10 protein-coding genes and 1 pseudogene are annotated in these 12,023 nt (G+C 62.0%); 2 read left to right on the top strand and 9 right to left on the bottom strand.

The features are described from left to right. Positions 1-18 precede the first annotated feature (18 nt). The 6 genes from A7W11_RS03055 to A7W11_RS03030 all read right to left on the bottom strand — a co-directional run bounded on the left by A7W11_RS03055 (position 19) and on the right by A7W11_RS03030 (position 5,368). Positions 19-480 carry a VOC family protein gene (locus tag A7W11_RS03055; RefSeq protein WP_066407776.1) on the bottom strand — a complete coding sequence of 154 codons (462 nt, stop codon included), beginning with the start codon at positions 478-480 and terminating at the stop codon, positions 19-21. Between the two features lie 16 nt (positions 481-496). Further along, entirely contained in the window at positions 497-1,873 is a 1,377-nt protein-coding gene (locus A7W11_RS03050) for an alginate export family protein (protein ID WP_066407767.1), read from the bottom strand. Between the two features lie 143 nt (positions 1,874-2,016). After that, a complete protein-coding gene (locus tag A7W11_RS03045; protein WP_235816788.1) occupies positions 2,017-2,853 on the bottom strand; it encodes a hydrolase in 837 nt (278 codons plus the stop codon). Between the two features lie 262 nt (positions 2,854-3,115). Next, entirely contained in the window at positions 3,116-4,075 is a 960-nt protein-coding gene (locus A7W11_RS03040) for a quinone oxidoreductase family protein (RefSeq protein ID WP_066407748.1), read from the bottom strand. A 10-nt stretch (positions 4,076-4,085) separates the two neighbouring features. Continuing rightward, positions 4,086-4,451 carry an SDR family oxidoreductase gene (locus A7W11_RS03035; protein ID WP_268874725.1) on the bottom strand — a complete coding sequence of 122 codons (366 nt, stop codon included), beginning with the start codon at positions 4,449-4,451 and terminating at the stop codon, positions 4,086-4,088. 74 nt (positions 4,452-4,525) lie between these two features. After that, the gene (locus A7W11_RS03030) at positions 4,526-5,368 is read right to left on the bottom strand and encodes an alpha/beta fold hydrolase (RefSeq protein WP_066407744.1); all 843 of its coding nucleotides are present in this window, start codon (positions 5,366-5,368) and stop codon (positions 4,526-4,528) included. Positions 5,369-5,812: 444 nt separating this feature from the next. Between A7W11_RS03030 and A7W11_RS03025 the strand changes: the two genes are divergently transcribed. Together A7W11_RS03025 and A7W11_RS03020 are read left to right on the top strand one after the other, a co-directional pair. Then, complete coding sequence (locus tag A7W11_RS03025; RefSeq protein WP_066407737.1) at positions 5,813-7,588, top strand: monovalent cation:proton antiporter-2 (CPA2) family protein; 1,776 nt, start codon at positions 5,813-5,815, stop codon at positions 7,586-7,588. 217 nt (positions 7,589-7,805) lie between these two features. Further along, positions 7,806-8,720, top strand: coding sequence for a LysR family transcriptional regulator (locus A7W11_RS03020; RefSeq protein ID WP_066407734.1), 915 nt, complete (start codon positions 7,806-7,808; stop codon positions 8,718-8,720). Positions 8,721-8,736: 16 nt separating this feature from the next. Here A7W11_RS03020 and A7W11_RS03015 read toward each other — a convergent pair. From A7W11_RS03015 to A7W11_RS03005, 3 genes and pseudogenes are all read right to left on the bottom strand, one after another. Then, positions 8,737-9,279: pseudogene (locus A7W11_RS03015) on the bottom strand (integrase arm-type DNA-binding domain-containing protein); the annotation flags it as partial. Between the two features lie 144 nt (positions 9,280-9,423). Next, positions 9,424-10,791, bottom strand: a complete 1,368-nt coding sequence (gene pcaB / locus A7W11_RS03010) for a 3-carboxy-cis,cis-muconate cycloisomerase (RefSeq protein WP_066407727.1) — start codon at positions 10,789-10,791, stop codon at positions 9,424-9,426. Between the two features lie 14 nt (positions 10,792-10,805). Further along, positions 10,806-11,987 (bottom strand): enolase C-terminal domain-like protein, encoded by a 1,182-nt coding sequence (locus A7W11_RS03005; RefSeq protein ID WP_066407724.1) that lies wholly within the window; start codon positions 11,985-11,987, stop codon positions 10,806-10,808. Between the last annotated feature and the right edge of the window lie 36 nt (positions 11,988-12,023).

The raw sequence follows: 12,023 nt of genomic DNA, 5'->3' as shown, positions 1-12,023 counted from the left end.
GGTGCTCGGCTGTGCCGGCTAGGCGAGGAGCTCTGCTAGCTCGACTAGGTTTCCGAAGGGATCGGCGAAGAACGCGAGCCGGCGACTGATCGCCTCGACCACGAACGGCTCGGCGACGATATTCACTCCGCGCGCCCGGAGCTCCTCGACAGTTGCATCGACATTGGCCACGGTGAGGCAGAAGTGGTGATAGCCAGCGTAGGCAAGGCTGCCGCCGAGGTCGGTATAGGGCCGCACGTCCTGCGGGACGGGCTCATCCCCGCCGAGTATCTCGATGTAGAAAAGATCGTCGGTCGGCGGAGCGATGAAGGCGAGCTTCGCGTGGGCGTAGTCCCATTCAGCGACCATGCGGAAATCCAGCTTCTCCACATACCAGCGCTTGAACGCCTCAATGTCACGGGTGCGGACCGCGACGTGATGGCCGCGCATATCGGCGAAGGGTGAAAGACGGTTGTGTGTCGGCGAAACGAAGTCGGCCATGGTTGCCTCCTTGAGGTTAGAACCTGTACGTCGTCTGGAAACCGACCATCTTGATAGTGCGCGCGGGCCCGGTGTCACGAATGAATGGCCCGGGATCAAAAGCACTGAGCGACGCGGTCAAGTTCAGCTCTGGTGTCATCTGCCAGCTTGTGGCTAGTTCGATCTGTTTGCCAATAAAGCGCGCGTCGCTTCGCCGACCGCTGCGTACGAGCAACCCTGAAATGCCGTAGATTCCGTCAGCAGTGCTCTGACGCCAGTAGGCCACCGCGGTCAGCGATACTGCGACATCCTCGTGCGGATGCACCGAGATCGAGGGGCGCACGTGAATGAGGTTCCGCGGGCCGATTGGCGACAGTGCTCCAAAATACTTCCCGTTCGGAAAAAGCGGGTTCAGCGTTCCCAACTTCGGATCGTCTGGATCGCTGTCGCCTGAGACGATATCGGCGGTGAGCGCAATTTCTGGTTGCAGCGGCGTACTCCGGAAGCGATACCCCGTCTCGGCTCCTGCGCCCCACGCCTGCGAGCGATGACCTGCAAATGTGCCAAGCTGGAACGCCGCCTCGACGTTCCAGTGCCAGGCGCCGTCATATCCGAAGACTCTGGAACCAACAGTGTGCGCCAACTGCTTGCCAGCGCCCTGGTCGAAGACAGCATTTCGATCTCGCAGGCCGATGTAGTACACATCGAAGCCGCTCAGATGCTTCGCATCGAACCATTGCGTGGTGTAAAGCCCCCAGACTGCTTTATTGCGCGAACGTCGGTCGTTGAACCCGCCGATCTTCGTGTCGACCGGCTGGAGGTAGAAGCCGGTCAACTGATGTACCTCGCCGGTGAGAGTCGCTTCAACGCCGTCAAAGGGCAGCGGAACACCGGTGCCATACCGCCTGTCGATGAAGCGTCCCGATCCAAACGAAACCAGCTTTCGTCCTGCCGACAATTGGAGCAAGGCGTTACCCGGTACCGCAACCCCGGCATCGACAAACGCCTGGAGCATGTCGACGCCAGTCGTGTCTGCTGGCCCTTTCATACGATCTGTCCCTGATATCGTCGACAGGATCGGCTGCGCAAACATCCGGACGTTACCAATGTGGAGATCAGCGTAGGGCATCAGACGATTCCAGACGTAGCTGTCGTCCGGTGATGATCCCCAGCTCACATTCTCATAGCCTTCGTAGCGTGATCGCGCCTCGACACCGGTCGTGAGGTAGGTCGTGCCGTCGACGCTGAGGGGAATGTATTTGAATGGCTCTGTCCAACGCCCCTTGCGGTTTGCGGGATCGGCGAGCGCGGACCAATCTTCAGAATAGCGCTCGATCGTCAGTGTCGGGGCGCGCTCTAGGTTGGTCGATACCTGCGCGTTCGCCGCGAACGGCGTGGCCGCAGCAATGAACATTCGCCACCATATGGCATTCGCCGGCCGAGTGGTTGTGTGTCGATTGCCATCGCGGCACGGTAGATGGCTCGACACGCTCCCGACCCGATCAGAAGGGATGGCGGGCATCGCCATGCCAGGTCGATCCTCGCCATCCATCGGGGTCAGCTCGCCTTGTTCTCGACGGGGGTGTTGAGCAGTTGCTGCTCCCACAGGTACGCGATGCCGCTGCCGCTGAAGTGCTCGATGAGAATTTCGGTCAGCGCCTCGACATGCTCGGTGCGCGCCCAATCGCGTTGCCATTCGCCAGCAAGCGCCATCACGGTCATCACGTTCGCGCCGGCCGCGATCATTCGCTGGATGGCAACTTCGTGAGACTCCTTCGAAATCCCGCCCGACGCGTCGGTGATCACGGTCACGTCCCAGCCTTCGCCAGCGGCCTGGATGACAGGCATTGCGACGCAGACCTCGGTCCAGAGGCCGGCGATGATCAACTGCTTGCGGCCAGTCGCCTTGACCGCGTCGACCACGCTTTTGTCCTGCCAGGTGTTCACCCAGGTGCGATCGATGACTTCCTGGTCCGGGAATACGTCGGTGATCTGCTTGAAGAGAAGCCCACCGCGCGCCGCGATCACGCTGGTGAGAATGGTCGGGACTTCGAACGCCTTGGCCAGCTTGGCCAGCGCGGTTGTAAGGTTGACCACGGCTTGCGGATCATGACTATTTAGGTTGGCGAGCTGGTAGGGTTGGTGATCGATCAGAACGAGCACTGAGTCTTCGGGACGAAGAAGTGAGTCGAGGCCATTTCGAAAAGTCATGCGCATTTCCTTTGTTGCCGTTTGGAAGAAGGATGGGGCTTCAGAAAAACAAGCGCTTGCAACGTTTATTCCCTGAATCAACATTGTGCTTTTCGCATGCTCGATTCGATAGTGCCGTTGCCCGGCGAGCTGTGTCGCAGAAACAGGAACATCAACATGGGCCTCAAGAAGAAACTTGGACATTTATGCCCCCGACGCTACGACACTCCGTGCTGGCGGCGGTGGCGGGAATAGTTATGTCATCAGGAGTTCCGGTCGCACGAGGCCCGCAACGATCCCGTTGGATCGAGCGCGGCCTGGGTCTCTGGACGTGCGGTCTGTCGTGAGTCCCGCGCTAAACTATGCAGGATCGCCAGCTCTGCTCAATGCAGCTTGAGTGGGATATGGGCGTCTGAATTGGCCAGCTCGCAGTTTGGCCGAACTACTTACACTGGCCGGACGCGCTTCACGGCTTCATGACGATGCGGCCAAGCGGCTTCGCCGTCTCCGCGAATTCGTGGGCTGCCGCAGCTTCGGCCAAGGGGAACGTTCGGTCGATGACGGCCCGGATGCGCCCGGTGGCAACGGCTTGCAACAGGTCGTCCACACTTGACCGAACAGTGGGCCTTTCGAAAAGAGGTCCCATGAACACCCCCAGAAGCGTCTGGTTAGATTGCATGGGCGGCCACAGGTCGACGGCCAGGCTGCCACCGCCCGCATTGCCAACGAAGACGAGACGTCCCTCCGGAGCAAGGGCGGAAAGAGAAGCTGGCAAGGTCGCCCCCACCGGGTCGATGACGAGGTTAGCGCCGGCGCCGTGGGTGATCTGTCGGACGGTGTCCGCGACGTCACTCGTCGTGCGATCCACGACGAGGTCGGCACCGAGTTCAATCAACCGGCTGCTTCGCCGCGTTCCGCTTGCCACAGCGATAACCGTCGCGCCAGCCTGTGCGGCAAGCTGAACGGCGGAGAGACCCACGCCACCAGCAGCTGCTTGGACAAGAACGGTTTCTCCACGCCGGAGCGCGCCTCGCGTGAAAAGGCAGTGATGCGCGGTTCCAAAAGAGATCGGCAACACCGCCGCATCTGCCGCAGCCACCCCATCTGGAATGAGCCATGTTCGCCCCGCCGCCACGGCCCAGAGTTCCGCATGCGATCCCTGCATGTCAAAAGCCGCGACCCGATCTCCGATCGTGCGGCTTCTGACGTTCGATCCGACCGCGATCACCGTGCCCGAGGCAGCGTAGCCGACCACCCAGGAAGGACGAGGCGGCGGTGTCGAGCGACGGTTGATCAGATCGCCCCCTTCGATCGAGATCGCCTCGACAGAAATCAGGACGTCGTCTGGCTCTACGGTTGGACTGGGGATATCGACATACCTCAAGACGCTGGGTGCGCCTTGCGCGTCGTAAACCGCTGCTTTCATGATTGTTCCTCTACCTCATCAATGAATCCGGATCGGTTTCGTCGAATGACCATCCAGAGCACCGTGCTTCCATCCATGAAAGCGCGCCACCGTCCACAGTGAGGATCGTCCCGGTGATCTGCCGGGCGGCAAGCGTTGCGAGGAAGGCGACCGCGGCCGCGACGTCCTCTGGTTGGTTGAAGCGGGCGAGGGGGATCAGCCTACGCTGGTAATCCGCAGATTCGCCCGTTTCGGGATTCGAGTCGGTGTTGGTCGATCCCGGTTGAACGAGATCTACCGTGATGTCCCGGGGTCCCAGTTCACGCGCGGGGCCGCGGTTGAATGCCTGAAGCGCCGCTTTCGTCATGTAATAGACCGTACCGGGTATACCAACGATTCTCCCCGCTCCTTGCCTCCCCCTGCGACCGAACTAGCCTCCCGATCAGGACTCTCCCGGATTGCGCATCGTGCTCATGCGCCTGCCCGCTCCTCGATGAATGCCAGCAGATCGGCATTGATGAGGTCGGGATGCGTGGCGAACAAGCCGTGCGACAGACCCGGATAGGTCTTCAGCGTACCGTTCGACAGCAACTTGATCGCCGTGCGCGCCGAGGCGTCGATCGGCACAACTTGGTCGTCCTCGCCATGCATCAGCAACACCGGCAAGGAGACGGCCCGCAGATCCTCAGTGAAGTCAGTTTCCGAGAAGGCGACAATGCAGTCGTAATGGGCCTTGGCGCCGCCCATCATGCCCTGCCGCCACCAATTGCGGATCAGCCCGTCACTCACCTCGGCACCCTCGCGGTTGAAGCCGTAGAAGGGACCGGTCGGGACATCGAGAAAGAACTGTGCGCGGTTGCGGAAGAGCGCCTCGCGAAATCCGTCGAACACCGCCATCGGCAGGCCACCGGGATACTCGGGTGTCTTCAGCATGATCGGCGGCACTGCGCCGATGAGCACAGCCTTGGACGCGCGCCCGGGCTCGCTATGCGCAACATAGCGGATGACTTCGCCGCCACCGGTCGAGTGTCCGATATGGACGGCGTCGTTCAGATCGAGTGCTCGCACCAACTCCGCGACGTCGGCGGCGTAAGTATCCATCTCGTTGCCGGTGTCGGTCTGGTCGGAGCGTCCGTGACCACGTCGGTCATGGGCAACGACTCGATAGCCCTTGCTGAGGAAAAACAGCATCTGGTTGTCCCAATCGTCTGCGCTCAATGGCCAGCCGTGATGGAACATGATGGGGCGCGCTTCCTTCGGCCCCCAATCCTTGTAGAAGATGCGGGTTCCGTCTTGCGTGGTCATCATCGTCATTCCTGGGCTCCTTCATTCGTGTATAGGCAGAGGGTTGCGCCGAATTGGCTCAGGCGAGCCGCCACCACAAGGTCGCAGCCTCTTTTGACCAAGCTCTCGAATGCCACATCTGTTCCGGACGAGGCGCGGGTCAAGATGGCTCGCTACTTCTCATCCTAATTGCACTGCTACGTGCTACGACGATCTGCGTCGCTGCTTTAAGGCACTATTGTGCTGACCTAATTTTGACGTGGTAGTAGCGCTCCGCGATGAGCTGTGTTGCGAGAAGTGGAACACTTGATGCGTATCGACTTGATTCATATCTATCTAAGTGTCGAAATCCGCTACTCGAACCGGGCGTTGCACTTTTTGCGACACAGCTTCACCCCGGCTACGGCTAGCCCAACAGACGTTTGCGGCGATACGCTTGATCAGTTAATGGCTCAAGATCAGAAAGGTAATTAGATGGCCGAAGCGAGCCTGGGGCAGACGATCGGACCTGCGGTCGTCCTGATGGGAGCGGCCGTCGTTGCGGTGCCCTTGTTCCGGCGGCTCGGCCTGGGTTCGGTACTGGGCTATTTTGCCGCCGGCGTGCTCGTCGGCCCATCGGTGCTCGGGTTCTTCACCGATACCCGATCCATGCTGCACTTCTCGGAGCTCGGCGTGGTGATGCTCCTGTTCGTGATCGGATTGGAGCTGCGCCCGCACAAATTGTGGGCGATGCGTGGCCAGATCTTCGGCCTGGGCCTGCTCCAGGTCGCCGGCGCGATCGCTGCGCTCGCGCTGGCCGGCGTGGCGATCTTCGGCCTTTCCGCTCCGGTTGCCTTCGTCGCCGGCGCGGGCTTCGTCATGTCCTCGACCGCCGTCATCATGTCGGTACTGCAGGATCGGGGCGAGACATCGAGCCCGGAAGGCCAGAAGTCGGTCGCCATCCTGCTGTTCGAGGACCTGATGATCGTGCCGCTGCTGGCCGTGGTCTCATTCCTCTCGCCGCTCTCCCATGGACAGGCGGGATGGCCTGACGTGTTGATGGCATTGGCCGCGTTGCTGGCACTGCTGGCGGTATCACGGTGGGGCCTGAATCCGTTCTTCGCCCTGCTCGCGCAGACACGTATACGCGAAGTTATGACTGCGGGCGCGCTGCTCGTGGTGCTGGGCGCGGCGCTGTTGATGGAGGTCACCGGCCTGTCGATGGCGATGGGCGCCTTCCTTGCCGGGGTGATGCTGTCGGGTTCAAGCTACAGGCACCAGATCGAAAGTGACATTGAGCCCTTCCGTGGCCTGCTCATGGGGCTGTTCTTCCTGGCTGTTGGCATGTCGCTCGACCTAACCATCGTGGTGGCCGCATGGCAGTTGCTGCTTGCGATGCTGCTCGCATTCACAGTCGCAAAGGGAATCGTGGTCTTTGCCGCCGCACACCTGTTCGGCGCGTCCAACCGCCAGGCGCTGCATCGAACATCCATGTTCTTGCAGGGCGGGGAATTCGCCTTCGTGCTCTATGCGGCGGCGGCCTCGGGTGGCGTGATTGACGGGCGCGAACACGCGCTCTTTATTACCGTCGTGATCCTGTCCATGGCAATGACCCCGCTGCTCATGATCGCGGCCGACTGGCTGCTGCGGACCGAAACGTCGTACGACGACGTCGAAGCCGCCCGCGATCTGAAGGGGCGGATACTCATCATCGGCTTTGGCCGCTTCGGCCAGATCAGTTCGCAGATCTTGCTGGCCAAAGGTGTCAGGCTTTCCGTCATCGACAAGGATCCCGAGCGAATCCGCGACGCGGGACGCTATGGCTTCAAGGTGTTCTTCGGCGATGGCGTCCGGCTCGACACCCTGCGCCACTCTGGTGCGGGTGATGCCGATGCCATTATGGTCTGCATAGACGACCCCAAGGCCGCGATGCAGATCGTGGAGCTGGCTCGCCACGAGTTTCCACAGGCCAGGCTGCTGGTTCGAAGCCGCGACCGTGGACATGCGGTGGAACTGATCCGCGCAGGTGTCGACTATCAGATTCGGGAGACGGTGGAATCCGCCTATCTCATGGGAGCGGCTGGGCTTCGAGCGCTGGGGCACGCCGAAGTCGATATCGAGGAAGCAGCCGAGGTCATCCGCCAGCGGGATAACGAGCGCTTGTCCGAACAAGTGCAGGGAGACTTCATGTCGGGCCGGGATAGGTTGCTTCTACAACCTATCCCTGAGCCGCTTGCCGGCTCGTCAGTATCACAACAACCTTCTGATTAGCCCGTCGTTTCGAGCGTTTCTTCGACTCGGAGCCGCTCGACTCAGCAACTGCCTAGCGAGTGGTCACTCAGTAGATACTGCGCTTTCAGGTGAGTATTTCTCTCGAGAAGACATGTGTAGGCGCTGACGCCAAGTCGAAATTGGCCGTCTTCTGTTCCTGCATCCAATGCAGCGGCACCATTCCATGGCCATCATATTGCGGAAAAAGGAACACGGAATGAACATCGAAGAGCTACGGACATTCGTAGAAGTTGCTGAGGCGGGAGGAGTTTCGCCTGCCGCGCTTCGGTTGGGCTTGTCCAAGTCGATTGTCAGCCGTCGGCTCGCCCGACTCGAAGCGGAACTTGGCGTCCAGTTGCTTGCACGATCCACTCGCGGGGCTACTTTGACAGAGGCCGGAGCCACGTTTCGGAACTATGCAGCCAGGGTATACGCCGAGATCGAAATGGCCAGGGAAACGATCCTTCCCGAAGGGGGTCTTCGCGGCAGTCTGCGGGTCGCCATGCCACTTACTTTCGGTCCAACCCACTTCGCCCCGGTGCTAGCTGAAATGGCACGCCAGCACCCGCAGCTTCACATTCACGCCTGCTACAGCGATCGCTTCGTTGACCTGATTGCAGAGGGTTTCGATTGCGCGATCCGAGGCGCTTACCTTCAGGACTCCAACCTGATCGCGAAGCGCGTCGGGCCAATCGATGGAAAGCTCGTCGCGAGCCCAGACTATATCGAGGCGCACGGGTCGCCCAAAACCATCGGGGAAGTAGTCATGCATCAGGCGCTCATGCAGGGGACTGAGGCATGGCGATTTATGGACGGCAACAAGGTTGTCACCGTTCGGCCGCAGGGTAGGTTCAAGGCCGACAGTGCTACAGCTCTTGCCATCGCGGCAGTGGCAGGGCTCGGCATCGCTTGGCTGCCCGATTACGTCACAGAGGAACATCTGGCCTCCGGCGCGCTGGTACCGATCATGACACGCTATCCGGTACCTTCAGGGGCCGTATACGTCGTTCGCCCCCCAAGTCAGCACCCCTCTCGGAAAGTACAAGTTCTCACCGAACTTCTGATCAAGTATTACCGCGAGCCTTCAAACCCGGAGGAAGCCGCTCGTGCAAAAGTACAACCTCAAAGGTGATGAATCATAATCTATGGCGGTAGCCCAACACTTCGGCCAGGTTGAACATCTTGCGCAGCACGCCGAAAGCGCGGTTGGCTTCGGCCGGCTTGTAGGCAAACTTCTCCATCAGTCCAGCAATGTCGGGGCGCTTCACATCAAGCACCTTCTTGCGGCCCAATACTGGAACAATGCAGCGGTCGATGACGCCCTGATAGCCGCGCTGCGTGGTGGGTTTGTTGCGCTTCTTGGAGTAGTCCTCCATGAATTTCCTGCACAGCGCCTCCACCGTGGGCGCCTTGCGCGCCTCGGCCTTGGCACCGCCGGGATCGCCGCCCCGGCGAACCTCGGCCAGCCAGTCCTGCGCCATGGCGCGGGCCTGCTCCACGACCAGTTCCCCGTACAGTCCCAGCCAAGGCTTGCGAGGCTACCCGGCGTTCGTGCGGTACTGAAGCATGAACACCTTGCGACCCGCCGGGGTAATCTTGCACAGGAAGCCGGGCACCACGGTATCCCGAAGTTCGATGTCCTTTAAGAGCCAGATAGGAGCAGCGCGAGGGGAAACCGGGTCAAGTTTCAGAAAGCACCGGCATATGCTGGATGCGCGTAAGCTCTTGATAAACCTGCTGTATCGAGCTACGACGCAGTCCAGCGAAGTACCGGGCTGGAGCCATCGTCAACAAAAAAACACCGTCCTGGCAGACGTTGCAGGCCTCGGCAAGAATCAGACGTCCCGCATCCCCACCACCTGGTCCACCATCCGCGGCGCCGATCCCAGATAGTTCTCCGGCGCCGTCAATCGCTCCAACGCCGCGCGATCGAAGTGCGCCGACACCTCGGGCACGGCCTCCAGCGCCTCTGCCAGCGTGCCACCCTTTTCGTTCACGTGGCGGCATGCCGCGTACACCACGTCGTGAGCCTGCTGACGTCCCATGTGCGGCGCCAGTCCCATCATCACGGCCTCGGCCACGATCAGGCCCGACGTGATGCCCAGGTTGCGCCGCATGCGATCCGTGTCGACGATGAGGCCTCCGAGCATGAAACGCGCCTGATTCAGCGCGCCCGCCGTCAGCACGAAGCTCTCGGGGATTGCCATCCACTCCGCATGCCACGGCCCCGTGGCGCGTTCGAAGTCCTGCACCATTGCGTCCAGCATCAGGCCGGCATGCTGACGCACGGCCTTGGAGGCCGCCAGCATCAGTTCGCTGGAAATCGGATTGCGCTTCTGCGGCATGGTGCTGCTGGCGCCGCGGCCCGTCACGAACGGCTCGTACAGTTCGGCGAATTCCGTCGAGGCCATCAGCATCACGTCCAGCGCGATCTTGCCCAGCGAACCCGTGACCAGCGCCAGGAAATTCACGGCTTCGGCCAGGCCATCGCGCGCCACGTGCCACGTCGTGGCGGGCACGCCCAGGTTCAGCTCTCGCATCAGGGCGCGCTGCACCGCCAGGCCCTGGTCGCCCAGCGAGGCCAGCGTGCCGGCGGCGCCGGCGAACTGGCCCACCAGCACGCGCGGACGCAGTTGTTGCAAGCGCTCGGCGTGGCGGTCGAACATCGCCAGCCAGATGGCCGCCTTGTAGCCGAAGGTGATGGGCAACGCTTGTTGCAAGTGCGTGCGGCCGGCCATCGGCGTGTCACGGTGGCGCACGGCCAGGCCGGCCAGGATGCGGCGCAGTTCGGCGATGTCCGCGTCCACCAGGTCCAGCGCGGCGCGCACCTGCAGGATCACGGCTGTGTCCATGATGTCCTGCGTCGTCGCTCCCCAATGCACATAGCGGCCGGCCTCGCCGCACAACTTCACCAACTGGTGCACCAGCGGCAGGATCGGGTAGCCCACGATGTCCGTCTCGTGGCGCAGATGGTCGAGATCCAGCGATTCGAACTTCGAATGCGTGGCGATCGCCTCGGCGGCCTCGGCGGGAATCACGCCGCACGAGGCCTGCGCGCGAGCCAGCGCGACCTCGACCTCGATGTAGCGTTCGATCAGCGCACGGTCAGAGAAGATCTCGCGGATGGCCGGCGTGCCGAAGGCATCACGGAACAGCACCGAGTCCAATACGGTGGTGGCGCCTTGGAAAGCGGAAATAGTCATGGATTCATGTCTCCTCAAAGCCCTGCCAGCTTGTCCAGCCAGGGACGCAGATTGGTCTTCTGTTCCAGCCCGAAACCCGGCGCATCGGTGGGCCGCACCAGCCCCCCACCCACGCCGCAGCCTTCGGGATAGCCGCCGAACGGCTGGAATACGCCGGGATAGGCTTCGCAACCGCCCAGCTCCAACCCGACCGCGATGTGCAGGTTGATCAGGTGCCCGCCATGCGGATAGGCCTGCGCGCGGCTGTAGCCATGCGTCTCCAGCAGATCGAGCATGCGCGCGTACTCGGTCAGGCCATAGCAAAGGCCCGCGTCCATCTGGAAGATGTCCTTGCCTGGACGCATGCCGCCAAACAGCACCAGGTTGTTCACGTCCTGCAGCGAGAACAGGTTCTCGCCCGTGGCCACCGGCAGCGCATACGCATCGGTCAGGCGGCGGTTCAGGCCGTAGTCCAGCGGATCGCCCACCTCTTCGTACCAGCGCAGCCGATACGGCTCGATGGCGCGCGCGCAGGCCAGCGCGGCGTCCAGGTCGTAGCGGCCGTTGACGTCCACCGACAGGCGGCTGCCGTCGCCGGCCACGGCCAACGCGGCCTCGATGCGTTTCAGGTCGGTCGCAAGCGGGGCGCCGCCGATCTTCATCTTGAAGGCCTGGAAACCCTGCTCGCGATAGCGTTGCAGTTCGTCGCGCAGGCGCGCCGCGCCGTCGGACGCTCCCTCGTCGGGATAGTAGTAGCCGCCCGCGGCATATACGTCCACTCCCTGCGTCCTGCCCTGGCGGCCGTGATGGCGGGCGATGCCCACGTGGGCCGGTTCATCGTCGAGCTTGGCGTTCAGGTCCCACACCGCCAGTTCCAGCGCGCCGGCCGCCGCAGCGCGGTCGCCGTGGCCACCCGGCTTCTCGTTGCGCAGCACGGTCTGCAGCACCTTGGCCGCATCGAAACGGCGGCCGCTGGCGTCCAGCAACGACTCGGGCTCGGCCTGCTTCAGGCGCGGGATCATGCGGTCGCGCAGGATGCCGCCCTGCGCATAGCGGCCGATGGAATCGAACGCATAGCCGATGACGGGCTTGCCATCGCGGATCACGTCGCTGACCAATGCCACCAGCGAAATATCGTGCTCGGAGAAATTGACCAACGCGTTGGCGACGTTGCCTTCCATGCGCACGGAGATTTCACGTACGTCGATAAGCTTCATGAGTACTGACCTTGAGGAGAATATGGATGGCGCGCA

Source organism: Bordetella ansorpii (assembly GCF_900078315.1).
GTDB classification, from domain to species: domain Bacteria; phylum Pseudomonadota; class Gammaproteobacteria; order Burkholderiales; family Burkholderiaceae_B; genus Bordetella; species Bordetella ansorpii.
This window is presented reverse-complemented; position numbering and strand designations above follow the sequence as displayed.